Raw genomic sequence first — 23,039 nt, forward strand, 5'->3', positions numbered from 1 at the left:
CAGACATCAGCAAGTTGGTCTTTGTACCAGATGCAAATGAGAACGGCAGTCCATATGCAACATTCGGTTTTGAAGTAACCGACGGCACAGACTACAGCGCGAGCACTTACACGATGACCGTGAATGTTATTCCAGTAAATGATGCACCTATCGCTACAGACGATACGCAGACCACAGATGAGGATAATGCCTTGAGTACTAATGTACCTGCTGCTACCGATCTAGATGGAACTATTGCTTCATACACTTTGGTAACCGATGTTACAAACGGTACATTGACTTTCAACCCTGATGGAACTTATACATTTGATCCGAATGGTGATTTTGAAAGCCTGAAGAATGGTGAGTCTGAAAATGTTACTTTCACCTACTATGCAACGGATGATGATGGCGATGACAGTGGCATACAAACAGTAACGATAACTGTAAATGGGGTAAATGATAACCCAGTTGCGGTTGATGATTCTAATTCAATGAATGAAGATGAGACGTTAACTGTAGATGCTGCTAGTGGTTTATTATCTAATGATACCGATGTAGAAGGTGATGCTCTTGTAGTGTCAACTTTTGAAATCGGAGGGACTACTTACAATGCTGGTGAAACAGCTTCATTAACTGAAGGTGATTTGACTATCAATGCAGACGGTAGTTATGAGTTCATTCCAGCAACAGATTTCAATGGAGCAATTCCGGCCATTACCTATACGATATCTGATGGCAATGGAGGTACAGATACAGCAGGACTGACTTTGATTGTGAATGCTCAAAATGATGCACCGGTAGCCGTTGATGATTCCAATACTACAAATGAAGATGAAACATTGACTGTTGGTGTTGCAGATGGATTGTTAGATAATGATTCTGACCTAGATGGTGATGCATTAACAGTAAGTCAGTTTGAGGTAAATGGAACGGTTTACACTGCTGGAACTTCAGCGGATTTGACCGAAGGAACATTGACTATCAATACAGATGGAAGTTATGAATTCATCCCATCTGCGGACTATAATGGTATAGTTCCTACAGTTACTTACACAGTAAGTGATGGAAGCCTTACAGATACTGGAGATTTGGTTATTACGGTAGCTTCAGTGAATGACGCACCAGTTGCAACAGATGATTCTAATTCAATAGAAGAGGATGAAACTTTGACAGTTTCTGTGGTTGAAGGCTTATTGTCCAATGATTCAGATACTGAAGGTGACGACTTATCGATTACTCAGTTTGAAATAGATGGAACAGTTTATACTGCCGGAACAGCAGTTGAGTTGACGGAGGGCACATTGACAATTAATGCGGATGGCAGCTACACGTTCGTTCCATCTGAAGACTTCAACGGAGCCCTACCAACCGTGACTTATACTGTAAGTGATGGAAGTTTGACAGATACTGGAAGTTTGACAATCTCTGTAGACGCAGTAAATGATGCACCAGATGCAACGGATGATAATGGCAGCATAAATGAAGATGAGACATTGGTAGTATCTGAAACGGACGGTTTATTGTCCAATGATTCAGACCTTGATGGCGATGATTTAACAATAACTCAATTTGAAATAGATGGTACAGTTTATGCCGCTGGAACAACAGTTGAGTTATCGGAAGGAACATTGACAATCAATGCTGATGGAAGCTACACCTTCGTGCCTGCTTCAGACTTTAATGGGACTCTTCCAGCAATAACTTATACGGTGAGTGATGGAGATCTTACGGATACAGGTGATTTGGTTATCTCCATAACACCAATCAATGATGCTCCAGTTGCGTCAGGTGAAACTGTTACTGTAGAGAGTGGAGATACATTATCTGAAATCCTGGAAGATTTGGCTTCTGATGTGGATGGCGATGATTTGACATTCACTTTGATCTCAGATGTTTCAAGCGGAACATTGACTTTGAATCCTGATGGTACTTACAGTTATCTACCTTCAAGTGGGTTCTTTGGAGAGACTACTTTCACTTACTCAGTTTGTGATAATGGTACACCAGAGTTATGTGATCAGGCCACCATTACCATTGTGGTAACACCTACAGATACTGATGATGATGGCATCTCTGATGATGACGAAGATGTGGATGGCGATGGAGATCCTAACAATGATGATACGGATGGCGATGGTACTCCAGATTATCAGGATGATGACAGTGATAATGATGGTATCAGCGATGAAGAAGAAGGTGATACAGATTCTGATAGAGACGGTACTCCTGATTATAGAGACGAAGATTCAGATGATGATGGTATTTCAGATGCAGAGGAAGGAAACGAAGATCCTGATGGAGATGGCGTACCTAATTATCTAGATGACGATAGCGACGGTGATGGTATTCCAGACTCAGAAGAAGGAAATGAAGATCCTGATGGCGATGGCATTCCAAATTACCTCGACGAGGATAGCGATGGCGATGGTATACCTGATGCTGAAGAAGGCGATGTGGACTCGGATGGAGATGGTGATTCAGACTATGTTGATCTTGATAGTGACAATGACGGTATTCCGGATGCTGATGAAGGAAATGAAGATCCTGACGGTGACGGAGTTCCAAACTATCTGGATGATGACAGTGATGGTGACGGAATACCTGATTCGGAAGAAGGAGATTCTGATCCTGATGGAGATGGAAATCCAAACTACCTGGATGAGGATAGTGATGGCGATGGATTGCCTGACTCAGAAGAAGGTGATATCGATACAGACGGAGATGGTGATTCTGATTATGTGGATCTAGATAGTGATGGAGACGGTATTCCAGATGCTGAGGAAGATTCAAGCTCAGAAACAGATTGTGATGGCGACGGTATTCCAAATCACTTAGATCCGTATAGCTGTGAGCAGCTCCCAACCAATGACATCTTTACTCCAAACTTTGATGGATTCAATGATGAGATGATCATAGAAGGTATTGAAAACTTCCCGAATAACTCTGTGAAAATTTTCAACAGATGGGGTAACCTGGTTTGGGAAGCGGAGCGATATGATAACAGAAGCACCGTATTCTCAGGAATAGCCAATTCAGGGGTTGCTGTGAGAAATGGTAGTCAATTACCAGACGGAACATACTTCTTTATCATCGATTTCAAAGATGAAAGAAGAGCAATTCAAAAAGGATATATAACCATTAAACGATAAGCATCGTGAAAAGAATTTTATTAATAAGTGCTGCTCTAATGGTTTTCGGCTCGGTTTGGGCCCAGCAGCAAATCATGTTTACACAGTATATGTTTAATCAGTCTTTTCTGAATCCAGCATATACAGGGATTCACGATGGCATCAGCATTAGCGCCATCGCGAGAGAACAATGGGTGGGGTTCGAAGGAGCCCCTAACACCCAGCTTTTGAGCATTCATAGCCCAATTGGATTTAGTCCAGTATCATTGGGAGGAATGATTATCAGAGATCAGATTGGGTCTACTACTCAGCATGGTGCTTACTTTAGCTATGCCTATCGTATCAAAATGTTAAACGGGACGAAACTGTCTTTAGGTGTTCAGGCAAACATGACTCAGTATCGTCAAGAGTATAGCACAGACCCAGGTGCGGATCCAACTTTAGCTGGGATCAATCAGACGGTATTCAGACCAAACTTCGGAACAGGAATCATGTGGCATGCCGATCGTTTTTATGTGGGACTTGGAGTACCACATATCATGAACCAGGCAATGGATCCAAATAATTCCAATTCTGACTCGGAGTTAATAAGACACTATTTCTTGAGTGCAGGCTACGTCTTTGGTGTAAATGAAATGTTCCTGATCAAGCCAAACTTTTTGTTGAAAGCTGTAGATGGAGCGCCTTTGCAAGTAGACTTGAACGTCAACATGCTCTTGAGAAAAATTATCTGGGTAGGACTTTCTTACAGATCTCTAGATAGTTTTGATGCAGTCCTTCAGATTCAGGTAGGACCTAGGTTGCAGGTAGGTTATGGTTTTGATTTTTTAACAACAACTGACCTCAATCAGGTGAATTCAGGATCACACGAGATCATGCTTAATTACGTGATTCAACTTCCAAGAACGAAAATTAAGACGCCTAGATACTTCTAATATGAAAACGACTTATTTAAGAAACATACTTTTGATTGCGTTGGTTTTGGTTGTTTCAACCGCCGGCGCATCTGATTCAAAATACAAGAAACTGATCACCAAAGCAGATCGATATTTTGATGGGTTTGTCTATCCAAGAGCAGTAGATCTGTATACCAAAGCGTTTGAAGAAAAGGATGATTTTGATCCTTATGCAGCGCTTCAGATTGCAGATAGTTATCGTAGAATGAATAAACCAGTAAGTGCAGAAAAATGGTATGCAAAACTGGATGAACGTGATTTGTTGGAAGAGCAGGATTTGATCAATTATTCTGGAATTCTTCTTCAAAACGGCAAGGATGATTTGGCTGAAGAAGTGGTGTCTGAACTAAATGCAGAGTCAAAACTGAATCTACAGCGCTTGAAGGAAATTTCGAAAATACAGAATTTCTACTTGGATTCTGCTGGATATTCATTGACTCATATGGATATCAATTCCGATCAAAATGATTTCAGTCCTGCTTTTTACGAAGATGGCTTAGTTTTCTCTTCGAATAGAAAAACAAAGAAGTTGGGCCAGAATACGTATTACTGGGACAATACTTATTTCCTGGATCTTTTTTATGTGGACTTAGGTAGCAATGAGGCTCCAGAACCGATTACAGGTAAAATCAATACCATGTTTCATGAAGGTCCTGCGGTGTTTTTCAATGATGATCAGCAGGTGCTTTTCACTCGAAATAATTTCAATCTTGGTGAACGTGGGTTCAGTGATGAAGGTGTGAATCTTTTAAACCTTTATGAGGCCAAGCGCAAGAAGAATGGTAAATGGGGTAAGGCTTTACCGATGAAATTCAACGGGGATAATTACAGTACAGGTCACCCGACTCTAAGTGCAGATGGTAAGACTCTTTATTTTGCTTCTGACAGACCAGGCACCCATGGTAAAGCCGATATTTATAGATCAACATTAGTTGATGGAGAATGGTCAGAACCTGTCAATATGGGTGATGTGATCAATACCATAGAAGATGAGCTGTTCCCGTATATCGACAAGGACAATATTCTGTACTTCGCCTCTCAAGGGCATCCTGGAATAGGTGGATTGGACGTGTATAGAGTGGATCTCAATGCCGAAAATCCTGAGGTTGTAAACATGGGATATCCTGTGAATACCACGAGTGATGATTTTGGGTTGATAGTTAGTGGAGACTTGGGATATGTAGCTAGCAATAGAGCTGGAGGCCTCGGAAGTGATGACATCTATGAAGTGGAAATCTTGAGACCGGTTATTAAGACAAGGTTAGTGGATGAAGAGACTAAAGAGCTGGTAGCTGGAGACATTAAAGCAGTAAAAACACTCGACAATAGTGTGGTGTTGGATGATCATAATGTGGCGGAAGCAAAAATTACCGGAATTCTGAGGGGACGATCATTACAGATTGCCGCTACCGCTCCAGGTTATGATGCTAAAGAAGTTACGTTTAACTCGTCGATTATTCCAAAAGGACAATTGGAGTATACCTTGGATATATTATTAGCAGCACCATTTACTCCAGGAAGTTTACTGTTAGTTAAGAATCCTGGAAGTGAAAGTGTATTCACATTGCTGGAGGATGTCGGTTCTTATGATGGTTCGCTTGCTGATGCGAAGCATTACTATGAGGAGAACAGGATAACACTTGAGGATGTCTATGAAGTGAGAAGCATTTTGTATGATTTTGATAAGAGTAACATCCGCTTAGATGCTGCAGAGCAGCTGGATAAGCTTGTAGAAGTGATGAATAAATATCCTGATCTAACAGTGGAGCTGTCATCACACACAGATAGTCGTGGTTCTAATGGTTACAATGAGCGATTGGCGCAACGAAGAGCAACGTCGGCTCAGGCTTACCTGATTGAAAAAGGAATTGATAAAGATAGAATTGAGATACGTTCGTTTGGTGAAAATCAATTGTTAAACGATTGTCAAAACGGGGCATCCTGTGATGAGGACGCTCACCAACTAAACAGACGTACAGAGGTATCTGTTAAAGCAGATTAATGGTGACTTGAATGCGGGCAGTTTCATTTTGGGATTGCCCGTTATTCTATTTAAAGCCATTCCTGCTTAGGTATAAGAAAATCCATTTTGTTTCGACGAGAAATAACTGGAATTCAAGGAGATATATCCTGGTTTCAACAAGGAAATTGGGTCGAATTCAAAGATATAGCCCATTTTTAGGTACAACTAGAATGTGTTGAAAATTGGAACATAGGCAGACCGCAAACTGTCTCCAATAGATTTAGTATGTTTTAGCAAGAGAATGCCTTTCCGGCGAATTTGGCATTCTCTTTTTTTATTTGTCCTTCTCCTGAATTTTTCTAACCATCTTCAAGACCATTTTCTTTGGAGCAAACTTGGCACTCTTGGCCATGATAGAATTCATAGCGCCATGGATAGCCACCATTTCTCCTTTCATCATGGCTTTGTGCCCATATTCGGCCACCTCAGAAGCCGAAGGCAATTTTTTCCCTTTGAAAAGTTTAGAATCTTCCATATCGGCTACTTCAGAAAAACCTGTAGCTGTTGCTCCTGGACATAGCGCGGTTACTGAAACGCCAAACTCTTTCCATTCTTCATATAAAGCTTCAGAATAAGCCTGAACATAATGTTTGGATGCATAATAAACGGCCATGAGCGGTCCCGGCTGAAAAGCAGCTGTAGATGAAATATTCATAATTTTGCCATGCCCTCTTTTGACCATATCAGACCCAAACAGTTTGGTGAACTGTGACAATGCCAGGATGTTGAGATTGATCATCATTTCTTCTTTTTCCCAGCTAGTTTCATGATATAAACCAAAATCACCCATTCCTGCATTGTTGATAAGGTATTCAACCTCAATTCCTTTTTCAATAACAACCTCATAAACTTCCTGAGCAGCTTCTGGAATGGACAAGTCTTTCGGGATATTTAACACTTGAATGCCGTACTGGGATTCAAGTTCATTTTTCAGTTTTAGAAGTTTATTCGTGCTTCTAGCAACCAGTACTAAATCATTTTTTTGGGAGCCGTGAATTTTAGCAAGTTCTAGTCCTATTCCACTTGAAGCGCCTGTGATTAATGCTACATTTTTCATTCTGGTATTGTCCTTTCTAGTACCTACAAAGTAGCTGATTCCAACAAGAATTAAAACTAATCTTGTTGGGAAGAGAAGGGGATATATGAGTGTTTATATCGATGTTTCATAAAACATTGGCTGGAATGCCGGAGGTAGCGATCATAACTTGAGCACGAGAGTTAAGGCTATACCCCCTGACTCAGTTCTTCACAGATGTCAACCAATTGATAGTAAGTCATTAGTTTTTCTTCATATCGAAGTGTGCGTCATTTGACTCTCCATTTAGCGTAGGATTTTGAGTAACTGGCGAATAATCCTATGCCACCATTGATATTGGAGTAAACCTGAACAGGTTCAGTAAATCGATATTCATTAGAATTACTTTGTAGCTCAAGCGTACGATGGTATAAGTAGTACGACTCAGATACATGCATGAGCGTTAAGACAAAGTCTATATGGTCTGACTTGAAATTATCTTCATTGGCGTAGTTAAATTCAATAGTTCTTGCGTGATGGAGACCATCAAAATTTTCATCTGAAAATACACGTGTGGTATCTTTTTCTTCCAATGGGTCCAGGCTGGAACTCACTTCCCAAAATTTTACAGGAAAGCGAGTCTCCCCATTTTTTGTGGTATACACGATATTAAAATCTGCAACATAATAATTGGCGCCAGGTGGATCATCTATTTCGTAGGTGAGCCTATACTGGTATGGTTCTGTTAAACTGCCTACTGGTTTCGGACTAATCGTTCTGATTTCGACATTATTTAGGATTTTTGGGGTGGTATGCTCTGTACTTACAGGTGGATATCCAATGGCATTAACCATGATTTTGTAGGTTGCATTGGCTTTTATATTACTTCTAAAAGAATAACTACCAAGTATTGTTGATTCCTCGGCATATTCGATGAAAGAGTCATTTTCATATAAAGCAATTTGAGCACCGTTGACCCCTTTATAAGTCCTGGAAGAATCAAGAATGTCAAGAGTGTGTGTCAACTCAATAGATGTATGACTGATAGCCCAGGCAGGTTTTTCATCAACCGACATTAGGCAGTAGAGCACCAATTGCTCTGTAAACTCCTGCTCTTCCAATTCTATGAGTTTTTGACAACTTAGAAGAGCAGGGATGAGTATAAGAAAATAGCTTTTTCGTAAAGAGCTCATTTTAGTTAATCAGTCTCGACATCTAAAGCCAGTAGGTAGCTCCCGTATCCAGCAAATACACCATAACCATTTTCAATATTATTGTATACTGGAGCAGGTTCAGCAAATGGATTTTGATTGGCATTGATTTGATTTTGTCTTGATACGGAATAGTTGTAGTAGGGATCAGAAACGGTTCTTAACTCTAAATAAATTTTCCGGTCTTCATTAAAAACGGTGTCTTCATAATAATTGTAGTTGTTATAATGGAAGTTGATTTTTTTGGTCAATTTCTTTCCATTGAATAACTCATCAGATATAACTAGTGATTGCTCATTATCAGAAAACTCATCCAGATTAGCCCCTTCTTCATTGTAATAGATAGTGTTTCTCCTCATACCCAAATAGATATAATAGCTTGTATCCTCATCAGAAAAGTATTCATAGTAAGGCTCCTCTTCATAAACTTCGATCTGGTAATAGTTTTGAGCTATAGGGTCTTCAAAGCTGTATGTCAAATCTACTCTGTATAAATAGTCTCGTATTTCTTTGAAGCTTAATTCCTCAATGGTTAATGATTCATTGACTTCAGGAGTCAGGTCAAGTGAGGTGGCTGTAGTAAATCCATCTTTGGAAACACTTATAGAATATGTTTTTTCAGTTTTGGGCTCATATTTCAATATGTAATCTCTAGTATCATCCTGAATAGCAAAGCCGATTGAGCTTCCATCTTCAAAGAGCTCCACAATCGCACCATCAATGCGTTGCTCATCTTCATAATAACCAAAATCATTGTCCTCAAGTATTCCTATAGTTTCGTAGACGCCTATAACAAATGTGGTGTCGTTTGTGCCAAAAATTGAATTGATGACCAATGCTGGTTCGTGTTCTGGCAAGTCTACATCAATGATGGTTTCACATCCTACAGTCCATGCTGCCAGACTCACACCAAACAGGTTTATTAATAGTTTATTGATCTTCATGGCTTAGAATTTAAAACTGTATTTAACATAAGGAATGATAGGGAAGAGGCTGTATTGATAGAAGTGTTTGTTGCCCTGATTGTCATATCCATCTTCTATGTAGAAAGGATTCTTTCTGTTGTACACGTTGTAAGCACCCGTAGACCATGACCTTGTGCCATTTTTCTTTGGTTTGGTCCAGGTTAGCCCAATATCCAGTCGATGATATGCGGCCATTCGGAAGTCATTTCTTTCACCATAATAGGTGATGTCGCTATAGTAAAAGCCACTAGTTCTTTCGTCAGGATAAGTGAACTTTGGCAAGGTCATGGCATTGCCAGTACCGTAAACCCAGGTGGACGAAAGCGAGAATTTTTTGCTGAATTGATATGTCCCTACAATACTGAGATCATGCCGGCGGTCATACTTGTATGGGTATGTTTTACCAAAATTAAGTTCAGCAAATGTTCTGTTGGTCCAGGATAGGGTGTAGCCTATCCATCCTGATAGCTTACCTGTTTTTTTCTGGATTAAAAACTCAGCTCCGTAACTTGTGCCTTCACCACTGGTGACTTTGTCCTGCCAGTCGGTGCCCAGATTAAAGAATGATGCCCCTTCCTGATACTCGATCAGGTTGTTCATCTCTTTGTAATAGCCCTCAATACTAAATTCATATCCTTGAATGGTTTTGGCAGCCCCTATAGCGGCTTGCCAGCTTGTCTGTGGTCTTACTCTATCGGTAGCCGGGACCCAAAGATCAGTTGGTAACCCAATGCTGCTGTTCGTCAGCAAATGGATGTACTGGGCCATGGTAGCATAAGACGCCTTGATGGATAAGTCATCTGAAATGAGGTAGCGTAAAGAAATCCTTGGCTGGAGCGAATGATAGTATTTACTATTGACAAGAAAGCCAGAATAATGAGCTCCAAAATTTGCACGAAACTTTGAGTTGATACTATAGTCATCCTCTGCGTAGGCGTAGAATTCTCCGGCGGTAGTTTGAGTACTGTTAATTACCGTATCCTGCTCTCCTTCAGTGTTGGTGTCATATCCGAATATCCCCGGATTGAACTGATGATGCGTACCGGAGATACCAAACTTGATGCTATGTTCAGGAACCGGCAAATAATCAAAGTCTAGTTTCAATGCAAAGTCATTGACTCCAGAAAAGTATTCTATAAGTTCTTCATAGACTTCTTCGGTGTTGTCAGGGTAACTAATTACATCTTTGTATTCACTAAATATGCGGAATTTGTAATGACTAAACGTACCCGTCAAATTGCTAAATAATTTTGGGTTGTACACATGGTTCCATCGTATGGCTCCTATTGTGTTGCCCCATCCAAGTCCGAAACTTTCCTTTGAAACAACCTGCTGAGACCCATTGTCATAGTCATATTTAGATTTCCCAAACCCTTTGTCATACCCATTATAGAAACTAAGGTAAAGTCTGTCATTGTCAGAAAAACGATGATTGATTTTTCCATTAAGATCATAGAAATAATACCCTCCAGTGTCTGTACCATCGCTACTGGCTCTAATAATTGGTCGAGTGAGTAAGTCAATATAGGTTCTTCTGCCAGATACGATAAAGGAGGTCTTCTTTTGTTTACCAATTGGACCTTCTAGTGTGAGTTTTGACGAGATCAATCCTATAGACCCTTCTCCAGAGAATTTTTGATTGTTTCCTTCTTTCATGGAAATGTCAATTACTGAGGAAAGTCTTCCGCCATATCGTGCAGGAAAGCCACCTTTCACCACATTTACTCGATTGATTGCATCGGGATTGAAGACTGAAAAGAAGCCAAATAAATGTGAAACATTATAAACAGGTACTCCATCGAGCAAAATCAGGTTTTGATCTGGGCCACCACCTCGAACATAAACTCCACTGGTGCCCTCAGAACCGCTTTGAATCCCAGGAAGAAGCTGCAGGGTTTTTAAAATGTCCGATTCGCCCATGAGGACCGGAAGCGCTTTGATTTGCTCAATGGGGACATCAATTGTGCTCATTTGAGGCGATTGCTCTATTTGTTCTTCTGCTGTGATCACCACTTCTTCTAGTGTTTCGCCAGAAGGCAGATCAAAGTTCAGTTTGATGTCTTTGTTGAGTTGGATAGTCTCTGTTTGGATCTGGTAACCGACAAAAGAAACCTGTAAGGTGACTTCTCCAGCAGGTAGAGTTAATGAGTAGAATCCAAATGTATTCGTGATTGTCCCTCTGGCCGTTCCTTTTTCCAGGATTGTAGCTCCTATCAGGCTTTCACCATTATCAGCATCAGAGATATATCCACTTATAGTATAGGATTGAGCATAGGTAATAAGACAAACGGCCATTAAGCCGCCGAGTAGCGTGAGTTTTTTCAAGGCGTAGTTTAGTTAGGCTATAAAAACTAGTTAGGTCATTATGGTTTACAGACCCCTGAATAAACGCAAAGGATGGAATTTTTATTTTGCAAATACCTAGTTGATTGATGATTTTAATAAAATGCTAACTTAAAATGGATCGTAAATCATCTCAGGATTTAGTCGTTATTTTTGGAAAACTAATTGATAGCCAGAGTTTAATATTTCCAAGACGAGGTGTTTTTCCAAATGCGCTAGATCCAAAGTAGTCCAGCCTTGGTCTCCCCATTTATTAGGAATAGGGAAAATGGATGGACCATAATCACAAAATATTTTTTGTTCTTCTATGGACAATTTGACGTTTGCAGTTTGAGAGGATTCTTGTAAGGTGGTGAAGATCCTCTTTTTATCAACCTTGAACGCTCTTCTGTCAAAGTGAGCATGTTCTATCACACCTTCAAAGGATAGTGCCAACTCGGCAAATTGAGTATTTGTCATCCAATAAAGATATCTTAATCTGCTAATAATCAGTGTTTTGAAATATTACTTACTAAATAGTAGAACAAATAAATATTTTATTCCGTACATTAGTTCTACAATTTAGTAACATAACTAAATACTCATGAAAGAAACAAGATTAGGCGAGTTCGAAGAAGTGCTGCTTTTATTGGTTGGTATTTTAAATGAAGAAGCATATGCTTTCAAGATTGCTGAAGAATTCAAGAACCAATCTGGAAGAAATGTATCGATCGGCTCTGTTCATTCTACCTTGGACAGGTTAAAGGATAAAGGGTTTCTCACATCAGAAATGGGTGAACCTACAGCGGAGCGTGGAGGCAGAAGAAAAAGAATTTACTCCATTACTGCAATTGGAAAACGCGCATTAGAGCAGTCGCGTGATTTTAAAGTCAATCTCTGGAATCAGTATCCTGAGCTCGCACTCAATAAGTTGAAAATACTTGGCATCAAGTAGTGAATCAACAATCCAACATACCGCCCAAACTAGCCCAACGCTTACTCCAATGGTTCTTAAAGGACGAACTGCTGGAGGAGGTGCTTGGAGATTTGGATGAAAAGTTTGACCTGGAAAAGGAGACTTACTCACTCTCCAAAGCCAGAAGAAACTACTGGTATCAGGTCATAAAGTACATCCGTCCATTTGCCATGCGTGGCTCATTTAATCATCCTCTAAAAAACTTAATCATGATCAAAAACTATTTCAAAATTGGATTTAGAAGACTAAAAAGAAACAAAGTCTATTCTGCTTTGAATATTGGAGGCCTATCCGTTGGGCTTGCCGTAGTGATGCTGATCGGTTTGTGGCTTTTTCATGAACTGACTTTTGACGATTACCATGCTAACCACGATAAGCTCGCTCGGGTTATGCAGCACAAAACCAGAGATGGTATAAAGATCACTCGTAGACCACTTCCTTTTCCTGTAGGCAGGGAGTTGAGAGAAGTGTATGGTGATAATTTTGAAACGGTGGTCATGAGCTCCTGGACATGGGGACATGTTTTAGGAGATGAGGACAAAGGTGTTTTGAAAACAGGGGCTTTTATGGAGTCAGAGGCACCTCAGATGCTTTCGCTTCGAATGGTGGCAGGAGATATGAATGCCTTAACTCAGCAAAATAGCATTCTACTTTCCAGATCAAGTGCTCAGGCATTATTTGGAGGTGAAGATCCAATTGGAAAATCCATTAAAATAGACAATGATTGGAATGTAGTGATTAAGGGGGTTTATGAAGATATCCCTACCAGTTCCTCGTTTAATAGCCTTGAATTTATTGCACCTTGGGACTTGTATGTGAGCAATACAGAATGGGTAAAAGCTTCCCGCAACGAATGGGATAACAGTTCATTCACCGCATTTGCTCAAATCAAGGAAGGCCTAACCATGGAGGAAGTTAATGAGAGAATCCGTCCGGCCATTTCCGCTCATACAGATCAATATGAAGGCTGGTCAGATAAAAATGAGGTGTTCCTTCATGCCATGAATGATTGGCATCTGCGGAACAACTGGGAAAATGGCGTGCAAACAGGAGGTGCTATTCAGTACGTCTGGTTATTTGGTGGAATTGGAGTTTTCGTGCTCATACTCGCTTGCATCAATTTCATGAATTTGAGCACCGCCCAATCTTTGAAAAGGTTCAGAGAAGTTGGCATTCGAAAGGCAATTGGCTCTGTTAGAAAACAGTTAATCAATCAGTTTTTGACTGAATCATTTCTGCTGGTTTGTCTGTCGTTTCTGGTTTCCTTGGCTTTGGTCTTGTTAGTGCTTCCGCAATTCGGAGTTCTGGCCGGAAAGCAGTTCGAAATTCCTTACCAGGAGCCATTGCTATGGTTGATTTCTTTGGCAGTCATTGTATTGACTAGCTTACTCGCTGGGCTTTATCCAGCCTTTTATCTGTCCGGATTTCAGGTGGTTAAAGCACTGAAAGGTTCCATTTTTCATAGCAATTCATCTAAATACCTGCGAAGAGGTCTTGTGGTCGTTCAGTTTGTGATCTCTGTGGCATTGATCATAGGAACAATCGCCGTGAGGGACCAAATTCAGTTTACTCAAAGTCGGCCTATGGGATACAATGGTGATAACTTAATCTCAGTAAGCATGGTGTCGGATGACTATCGAGGCAAGAAGGAGTATCTGGAAACCCAGCTAAAAGATGCACGAATCATTGAGTCAATGGCTATGACTTCTAGTCCTATGACTACTCTCAATAGTACGGTGGGTGGTTTTGAGTGGGAAAGTAAAGATCCCAATTTTCACCCGCACATGGCTACTAATTGGGTAAGTGCGGAATTCGGTTCTACTGTAGGGTGGAATATTTTTGAAGGACGAGATTTTTCGAAGGAGCTGGTCACCGACAGTAGTTCAGTGGTCATCAATCAAGCGGCTGTCACCTATATGGGGCTTGAACATCCAGTTGGTCAGGAATTCACGCTTTGGGTGAGGAATAGCTATCGTACTTTCAAGATAATTGGGGTTACTAGAAATATCATCAGGGAGTCACCTTACAGTCAGGTAAGACCCATGGTGTATTTTCTCGACACGGAGGAGACGGAGTTGGAATATTACCTGTTGAAGTTGAATCCTGAACTTCCATCACAGGAGGCCATTGCCTCCACCACTCAAGTGTTTGAACAGTTAGCTCCTAATGTGCCTTTTGACTACCAGTTTGTAGATGATCGATATGCTCAGAAGTTTGAAGCAGAAGTTAAAGTAGGTAAGTTGTCGGGTGTATTTGCTGGATTGGCCATTATGATCAGCTGCCTTGGTCTATTCGGTTTAGCATCTTATATGGCAGAGCAGCGCACCAAAGAAATAGGCATACGTAAAGTGCTGGGAGCATCCATTTTGACCCTCTGGAAGTTGCTTTCTTCGGAATTTATCTTGTTGATTGTTTTGTCGTGTGCTTTGGCTATACCAATTGCCTACTATTTTATTAATGACTGGCTGGCTAATTATGAATACAGAATTGATATTCCGTGGTATTCTTTCCTTCTAGCTATTGTCGGTGCCTTGGTCATTACTTTGATTACTGTCAGTTTTCAGTCAGTAAAAGCAGCCTTGGTTAACCCTGTAAAATCCCTGCGTTCTGAATGAGCATTCAGGGGAACATACCACCCAAACTAGCTCAAAAACTGCTTCAGTGGTTTCTAAAGGACGAACTGTTGGAGGAGGTCACAGGAGATCTGGAAGAAAAATTTGAGTTAGACCAGGAGACCTACTCACTCTCCAAAGCTCGTAGAAATTACTGGTTCCAGGTCATTAATTACATCCGTCCGTTTGCCATTAAAAGATCAAAAAACTCCATAACCATGATGAAAATTGGTATAATCTCCAGCTTTTTCAAAGTCGGCTATCGCAACCTCCTAAGACATAAAAGTTTTTCGCTAATCAACGTTTCGGGGTTAGCCTTGGGCTTGATTTGCTTTCTATTCATATTTCTTTGGGTGAGAGAGGAAATGTCTGTTGATTCTTTCCATTCCAAGTCTGAGAATCTCTATGTCATTTACCGAAATCAAGATGCTGACGGATCGGTACAGTCTTCTTTTTCCACGCCTATGCGATGGAATAATGGGTATCACATAGTGGTTGACGATATGGAGGAGGCTATACCTGAGGTCAAAAACAAAGCTTATTATGCTACTGGCTATGAGTTGCCATGGGGTTATCCCAAGACCTTTAGATATGGTGATAAGAAGTTTAAGCTGGAAGGGTCTCGAGCAAGTGAAGACTTCTTTAAGGTCTTTGATTATCAGGTCATCGCTGGCGATCAGGAAACCCCGCTTAGTGACGTCAGCAGTATGGCGATTTCCAGAAAAATGGCAATCTTGTTTTTCAACTCACCAGAGGAAGCTATTGGTCAAACGTTGAATTATGAGGACAAATATGACTTTCAGGTAACTGCTGTTTTTGAAGATGTTACAGACCGAAGTTCTCTGCAATTCCAATACCTGATCAATTGGGAGTCGCAAATGAAACGTCTGGAATGGTCTTCAGATCAAGTGTTGACCACCATTGAACTGCAAGATGGAGCGGACCCTCAGATAGTGGCTGCTAAGCTTGACAATTATTTGCAGAGTAGGTTAGATGAAAATGAAGATTTTGAGGATCATATTGGTTTGTATCCATTTGATCAGAAGTACTTGCATTCCACTTTCGTGAATGGAATTCCTGCTGATGGGTTGATTAGCTATATGAAGATATTTAGTTGGGTAGGGGTGTTCATTTTATTGGTGGCAAGTATCAATTTCATGAACCTTACTACGGCCAGATCCATCAAGCGAGCCAAGGAAGTAGCCATGCGAAAAGTAGTTGGCTCTAACAAATTATACCTGATTGGACAGTTTTTGTGTGAGTCGATTCTGATTGCAGCGGTGGCTATGGTTTTAGCTTTAGGTGCGGTCGCCTTGTTGCTGCCAATATTCAATAGTTCACTCAATAAGAGTATCAGTTTCCCAATGCTGGATTATCAGTTTTGGACGATTTGTGTTGGGTTAATAGTGCTGGTTGGCTTTGTTGCGGGAAGCTATCCTGCGCTTTATTTGTCATCTCTTCGTCCCATCCAGAGTTTGAAAGGTTTGATTCGAATCAGTAAAAGCTCTATCTGGTTCCGAAAAGGGTTGGTTGTCTTTCAGTTTTCGGTCTCCATTGTGCTGTTGGTAGTGACCATTTTTATTACTCGGCAGACAGATTATTTGCGTTCGAAAAATCTGGGATACGACCGTGAAAACATCATCTCATTTCGGGTAGAAGGTACTATCAATTCCAGCTATGAAGTGTTCAAAAACAGGTTGCTGAGCATGCCGGGAATTGCGGCCTTGGATAGAGGTAGTGAGGAGCCGCAAGCAATGGGGTTTGAAGTGAGTAAACCCATCAACTGGCAAGGAAAAGATCATGAGGTTGGATTCAAACCAAGTTCTGTAGGTTATGATTATCTCGATCTCATGGGCTTAGAAGTAGTGGAGGGACGTGGTTTTTCAAAAGCCCATCCGAGTGATTCTGGAGCTTTTATGATCAATGAAGCGGCTGTGAAACAGATGGCCATTGACAATCCGGTAGGTAAATGGATCTCCGCCTGGGATAAGCGCGGTAAGATTATTGGGGTGTTAAAAGATTTTCATAGTAGTTCACTTCATGAGCCGATCAAGCCGGTGATTTTGGATGTGAAAGAAGATTTGTACTTCGGTGTGGTCATTGTGAAAACTAAATCTGGCCAGACTGAAGAAGCATTGGCAAGCCTAGAGAATATCTATAAGGAAATGAATCCCAATTTCCCTCTTGACTATAAGTTCATGGATGCTGCTTACAACAACATGTATCAGACAGAAATGGTCATGGGCAAGTTGTCTAATATTTCAGCCTTGCTTGCGATAGTGATATCATGTTTAGGATTGTTTGGGTTGGCCATGTTCACCGCTGAACAGCGAACCAAAGAAATTGGTATCAGAAAAGTACTCGGTGCGACGGTCAATCAATTGATAGGACTCTTTTCCAAAGATTTTTTGCTTTTGGTGATGGTCGCATTTTTAGTGGCGCTTCCACTCTCGTGGTATTTGATGAAGCAGTGGCTGGAGAGCTATGCTTATCATGTGGATTTGTCCTGGTGGGTATTTGCTGTGGCTGGACTTGCTTCCTTGCTGGTGGCATTTGGCACGATCAGTTTCCAATCAGTAAAAGTCGCTTTGAGCAATCCTGTAAAATCTCTACGAGCTGAATGAATAATAGACGATCTATACCACCCAAACTAGCTCAGCGACTACTTCAATGGTTTCTTAAGGATGAATTAATTGAAGAAGTGATGGGCGATCTGGAAGAGAAGTTTGAGCTGGATTTAAAGACTTACTCACTCTCCAAAGCTCGCAGAAACTACTGGTATCAAGTACTCAAATACATTCGACCTTTTGCTATTAAAACAAGATCAAAACACTCAAATCTCTTTGTTATGATTAGACATAGCTTACTTTTGGCCATTCGTGGTTATAGAAGGCGTAAATCTTCGTTTTTAATCAATCTAATAGGACTAAGTACTGCACTTGCAGCAGTGTTACTCATTGGTTTATGGGTTTCGAATGAAGTTCGAACGGACAAATTCCATGCAAATTCTGATAGATTATTTCTCGTCATGGAAAAACAGATCCGCCCTGACTATGTTGGAATTCAGGAAACTACGCCAAGTCCTCTTGCATCTGCTCTAAAAGAACAAATCCCTCAAGTTGAAGCGGCTTCTGCAATTGGTTTTTCTGATAAAGGAGAACAAGTCCTTTCAACTAATGAAAAAGACATAAGAGGGACGGGAATGTATGCTCAAGCCGACTTTTTCCAAATGTTTTCATTTGATCTCCTCCAAGTTGGAGTTAGCCCGTTAACAGAGCCAAATAGTATTGTTTTGACGAGTTCGATGGCCCAAAAGCTTTTTGGAAGAACTGACAATGTTGTAGGAGAGCAGGTAATTTACGCTCATGATCGAACCTTTAGAGTAGACGGAATATGTGCAGATCCTCCTTTGCATTCCTCAATGCAATTTGATTACGTGATTCCGTATGAAGTGCTTATGGAAGAGATTCCTTGGCTCAGTGATTGGCGGAATACTTATGGATCAACGTTTGTTCTTTTAACCGCTGATGCCTCCGCTGATGAAGTCATCCCTTTAATATATGAAATGCTGAATGAGAAGGTGGAGAGTCAATATGAGCGACATTTGGTCCTGAAGAATTACTCAGAAAACTATCTCTATGGAGGTTATGAAAATGGCGTGCAATCGGGAGGTCGTATAACATATGTTAAACTGTTATCAATAATTGCCGGATTCATTCTACTCATGGCTTGCGTTAACTTCATGAATTTGTCAACAGCCAATGCTACCAGACGATTGAAGGAGGTTGGGATGAAGAAAGTGGCAGGTGCCAGAAGGTCTATTATCGCGAGTCAATATTTCATCGAGTCTCTATTGATGTCAATGATGTCATTAGTTTTGGCACTTGGACTGGCGGGATTGTTCTGGAACGAATTTCAGAGAATCATTGGAAAGCAAATGGATTTTTTCATTGATGGTAATTTGATCCTTGTAATTCTTGTCATTACGATTATCACTGGATTGATCGCAGGTGCTTACCCAGCATTGTATGTGTCAGGTTTCAAACCCGTAAACGTCCTTAAGGGGAAAATATCTACCACTAAATCGGAGGTTTGGGTTCGAAAGGTTTTGGTTGTTTTTCAGTTTACGCTTTCTATTGTTATTTCCATTTTTGTGGGGATCATTTATCAGCAAATCCAGTATACACAAACGAAGGATCTTGGTTTTGATCGCGATCATATCATTCATTTTGATGCAGAAGGCAAAGTTTCAGAGGACATCAGTCTTTTTGTCAATCGTCTCAATTCAAATACAGAAATTCAGAAAGCGTCCAGTGCCTATTTTGGATTTATTGGTGCTACTACAGGAACTTCTGCGATCTCCTGGCCGGGAAAAGAACCAGGTTACAACAAGCATTTTGAGTATCGCGTAGTTAATTATGACTTTCTGGACTTGATGGGTATTGAAATGGTTTCAGGAAGGGACTTTTCTCAAAATAGAGCTACGGATGCTCAATCGATAATTATCAACGAGACCGCAGCTAGGATTATGGAGTATGAGAATCCAGTAGGCGAAAAAATTGAAATGTGGGGAAATCCATATCCCATCATAGGGGTTGTCAAAGACTTTAATTACCAATCCCTGTACAATGAGATTAAGCCAATCATTTTCATACTAGAACCATCAACCACCTCTACTGTTTTTGTGAAGCTGAAGTCAGATAAAATTGCAGAAGGACTGGAAGCCACTGAGAAAGTCTGGCAGGAGTTTGCTGCAGGATTCCCATTCAATTTCACCTTTTTGGATGTTGAATATCAGAAGTTTTATGAAGAGGATCGACGTGTTTCTGAAGTGTCTGGCCTCTTTGCTTTCCTGGCGATTCTGATCTCCTGTTTGGGTTTATTTGGATTGGCGGTGTTTAGTACAGAAAGAAGAATTAAGGAAATTGGAATTCGAAAAATACTTGGAGCCAGTTCTATGGCTATCATGAACTTGCTGTCAGCAGAGTTTCTGAAGCTGGTACTCATAGCACTGCTAATTTCCCTGCCTTTAGCATACTATCTGGCATCCGACTGGTTAAACCATTTTCAATACCATCTTGAGATTTCATGGTTGTTTATAGGTTTAGTGGCAATTGGCTCAATTATCACGGCGTGGTTGACCATTTCCATTCAAACGGTAAAAGTGTCTAATCAAGATCCAGTTGAAAACTTGAGAGATGAGTAAGCAGAACAAACCTCCGAAACTTGCTCAAGAACTACTTCACAGCTTTCTAAAGGATGAACTGTTGGAGGAGGTGCTTGGAGATTTGGAAGAGAAGTTGGAAGTAGAGAGTAAGAAGCGATCTTTATTCCGTGCTAAGCTCAATTATTGGTGGCAGGTATTGCATTACTTCAGACCTTTCGCTTTCCGCAAAACGCAAAAAACACATCAGCTTATGTTATTTAGGAATTACTTGAAAGTGGCATTTAGACTATTTGCCAGAGAAAAGTCCTTTTCATTGATCAATGTTTTTGGACTGGCTGTGGGCATTGCTTGCAGTTTGTTCATTTTGCTTTGGGTGCAGGACGAGTTACAATACAATGCTTTTCTTGATAGTGGAGATCGTGTTTGCAATGTGTTGAATCGTGAGTTCCAAACCAATGGAGAGGTGAACACCTATCGCTATTCCTCTTACAATTTGAAAGCTGTACTCGAAGAAGAGTATCCTATCGTAGAGCAAGCCACCATCATGTCCAATGGCAACTGGATGGCATTTGAGCTGGATCATAACCTGGTAGAATGGGCTGGTGTGGATGCAAGTCCCGAGTTTTTTGAGGTGTTTGAAGTGCCCATCATGAAGGGGCATACCAGTAAAATGTTTGATGACCCTTATACACTGGCTATTTCGTCCTCTTTTGCTGAAACGTACTTTGGATCAGATTGGCAGTCTAAAGACATTGTTGGAACGGTAATGGTCAATGATCGCGATGAAACGTATGAACTGGTTGCTGTATATGAAGATTTGCCACCAAAATCTACTTTGAGTGCCAGTTTTGTAGTGCCATTTGCCAATAGGATCATTCAGCGCCCCAATCTTACCAGCTGGCGCAATAGTTCAAGTCAGCTATATGTCAAACTAATAAAAGATGTGAGTCTGATTGATGCGAATGACTACATGGTAAACTCCATCATGGATCACCGATCAGGAGATTACGAAAACAGAAGAGAGGTATTTCTTCAACCGTTTGAGGATATGTACCTCTTCAATCGCTATGAAAATGGGACCATTACAGGAGGTCGAATCGAATATGTTCGATTACTTTCTTTTGCAGCCATTTTCGTGTTGATCCTTGCTTCTATCAATTTCATGAATCTTACCACAGCCAGAGCAACTCGCCGAGCGAAAGAAACGGGAGTACGGAAGGTTTTAGGAGCTTTAAAAGGTCATTTAAGGATTCAGTTTCTGACGGAATCGGTATTGCTGACAGCTTTTTCTGTTCTACTTGCAGTGCTTATTGTTTGGTTGATGGCGCCATATTTTGGAGAGCTGGTAAACAAAGAATTTGAATGGAGTTTTACATGGAAAATGCTTTTATTCATCCCTGTTTTCATATTGTCCCAAGGTATTTTATCTGGTGTATATCCAGCATTTTTTCTTTCTTCTCTCAAAGTCATATCATCCTTGAAGTCAGGAATGGCTACCCCGCAGAAACACAATGGATTGAGAAAAGCATTGGTCGTTTTTCAGTTTGTTATCACGTTGGTTTTGATTGTAGGAGCGCTGACGGTGTATCAGCAGGTAGAGTATATCCGAACGAAAAATATTGGATTGGATCGCTCCAATGTCATAAGAAGCTATATCTATGACATGACTCCAATGGATTGCGAGACCTACCGAACAGAGTTGTTAAAAAAGCCTGGAATTGAAAATGTGTCTATGGTTACTCAGTTGGCTATCGATGTGAAAAATGCGACCTCTGGTATTGGTTGGGAAGGAAAACAACCCGGTGACCGGCTCGAGTTTTATCACATGGATGTAGATCCCTGGTTTATCCCGACCATGAAAATCGAAATGGCTTTGGGGCGTAATTTCGACTCTAGAATCACTGCAGATACGCTCAATTATATCATCAACGAAACAGCTGCCAGACAAATGGGGTTGGTAGATCCGATTGGCAAGAGTATGAATATGTGGGGACAGAAAGGAAAAATCATTGGGATGGTTAAAGATTTTCATAACGCTTCCTTGCATAGTGCAATAGAGCCTTTGATCCTTCGGTATAACATGCACAATCTTTGGATGGTGCTGGCTCGATCTAAACCTGGTCAGGATCAGGATGCTCTTACTTCATTGGAAGCTGTATTTAAGGACTATAGCCCGGCCCGAACCTTTTGGTATCGTTATGTTGATGAATTGTACGACTCACAATACAAAAGCGAGTTGATGATTCGGGACTTGTCCTGGTGCTTTACGGTAGTTGCTATAGTAATATCCTTACTTGGTCTTTTAGCATTGGTTGCTTACAGTGCAGAGCGAAGGAGAAAAGAGGTTGGAATTCGAAAGGTATTAGGAGCTACAGTTAGTGATATTATGAAATTGCTTTCTTCAGAATACATGCTCCTATTGACCATTGCTATGGTCGTGGCTTTCCCGTTGGCATACTTTGCCATGTCCGATTGGCTCAATGGCTTTGTGTATCACATTGATCTAGGCTGGTGGTTGTTTGCTATGGCAGGATTGTTGACGCTTTTACTTGCTCTGGGCATCATCAGCCTAAAAATTTCCAAACTCGCCAATTCCAATCCTGTAGGTTATCTGAGGGATGAATAATATTTCTTTTGCTTTTAGGAATTAAATAATCTCTTATTTCTTTTGTTTTTAGGAAA

General features: G+C 40.7%; 13 protein-coding genes. 8 read left to right on the forward strand and 5 right to left on the reverse strand.

Annotated features, from left to right (window positions below):
- The 3 genes from NXS00_RS25495 to NXS00_RS25505 all read left to right on the forward strand — a co-directional run.
- On the forward strand, positions 1-3,131 hold a 3,131-nt coding region (locus tag NXS00_RS25495; protein ID WP_258102127.1), incomplete at its 5' end, for a cadherin-like domain-containing protein.
- A 5-nt stretch (positions 3,132-3,136) separates the two neighbouring features.
- The gene (locus NXS00_RS25500) at positions 3,137-4,045 is read left to right on the forward strand and encodes a PorP/SprF family type IX secretion system membrane protein (RefSeq protein WP_258102128.1); all 909 of its coding nucleotides are present in this window, start codon (positions 3,137-3,139) and stop codon (positions 4,043-4,045) included.
- Position 4,046: 1 nt separating this feature from the next.
- Positions 4,047-6,068, forward strand: coding sequence for an OmpA family protein (locus NXS00_RS25505; RefSeq protein ID WP_258102129.1), 2,022 nt, complete (start codon positions 4,047-4,049; stop codon positions 6,066-6,068).
- A 295-nt stretch (positions 6,069-6,363) separates the two neighbouring features.
- Here NXS00_RS25505 and NXS00_RS25510 read toward each other — a convergent pair whose 3' ends face one another.
- From NXS00_RS25510 to NXS00_RS25530, 5 genes are all read right to left on the reverse strand, one after another.
- On the reverse strand, positions 6,364-7,146 hold the full coding sequence (locus NXS00_RS25510) for an SDR family NAD(P)-dependent oxidoreductase (RefSeq protein ID WP_258102130.1): 783 nt from the start codon (positions 7,144-7,146) through the stop codon (positions 6,364-6,366).
- A gap of 248 nt (positions 7,147-7,394) precedes the next feature.
- Positions 7,395-8,297, reverse strand: coding sequence for a DUF4249 domain-containing protein (locus NXS00_RS25515; protein WP_258102131.1), 903 nt, complete (start codon positions 8,295-8,297; stop codon positions 7,395-7,397).
- Positions 8,298-8,302: 5 nt separating this feature from the next.
- Positions 8,303-9,259, reverse strand: coding sequence for a DUF4249 domain-containing protein (locus NXS00_RS25520; RefSeq protein WP_258102132.1), 957 nt, complete (start codon positions 9,257-9,259; stop codon positions 8,303-8,305).
- Between the two features lie 3 nt (positions 9,260-9,262).
- A complete protein-coding gene (locus tag NXS00_RS25525) occupies positions 9,263-11,605 on the reverse strand; it encodes a TonB-dependent receptor (RefSeq protein WP_308709888.1) in 2,343 nt (780 codons plus the stop codon).
- Between the two features lie 165 nt (positions 11,606-11,770).
- Entirely contained in the window at positions 11,771-12,082 is a 312-nt protein-coding gene (locus tag NXS00_RS25530; protein ID WP_258102133.1) for an MmcQ/YjbR family DNA-binding protein, read from the reverse strand.
- A 124-nt stretch (positions 12,083-12,206) separates the two neighbouring features.
- On the opposite strand from NXS00_RS25530, the gene NXS00_RS25535 reads away from it, so the two are divergent.
- Genes NXS00_RS25535 through NXS00_RS25555 form a run of 5 tightly spaced genes read left to right on the forward strand, consistent with a single transcriptional unit; the run spans position 12,207 to position 22,983 of the window.
- Positions 12,207-12,557, forward strand: a complete 351-nt coding sequence (locus NXS00_RS25535; protein WP_258102134.1) for a PadR family transcriptional regulator — start codon at positions 12,207-12,209, stop codon at positions 12,555-12,557.
- On the forward strand, positions 12,557-15,193 hold the full coding sequence (locus tag NXS00_RS25540) for an ABC transporter permease (protein WP_258102135.1): 2,637 nt from the start codon (positions 12,557-12,559) through the stop codon (positions 15,191-15,193). Before NXS00_RS25535 ends, NXS00_RS25540 begins: the two co-directional genes overlap by 1 nt.
- On the forward strand, positions 15,190-17,814 hold the full coding sequence (locus tag NXS00_RS25545) for an ABC transporter permease (RefSeq protein WP_258102136.1): 2,625 nt from the start codon (positions 15,190-15,192) through the stop codon (positions 17,812-17,814). The genes NXS00_RS25540 and NXS00_RS25545 overlap by 4 nt, the downstream gene beginning before the upstream one ends.
- Positions 17,811-20,396 carry an ABC transporter permease gene (locus NXS00_RS25550; protein WP_258102137.1) on the forward strand — a complete coding sequence of 862 codons (2,586 nt, stop codon included), beginning with the start codon at positions 17,811-17,813 and terminating at the stop codon, positions 20,394-20,396. The genes NXS00_RS25545 and NXS00_RS25550 overlap by 4 nt, the downstream gene beginning before the upstream one ends.
- Entirely contained in the window at positions 20,389-22,983 is a 2,595-nt protein-coding gene (locus NXS00_RS25555) for an FtsX-like permease family protein (RefSeq protein WP_258102138.1), read from the forward strand. Before NXS00_RS25550 ends, NXS00_RS25555 begins: the two co-directional genes overlap by 8 nt.
- Positions 22,984-23,039 lie beyond the last annotated feature (56 nt).

This window comes from Marinoscillum pacificum, assembly GCF_024714495.1.
Taxonomy (GTDB): domain Bacteria; phylum Bacteroidota; class Bacteroidia; order Cytophagales; family Cyclobacteriaceae; genus Marinoscillum; species Marinoscillum pacificum.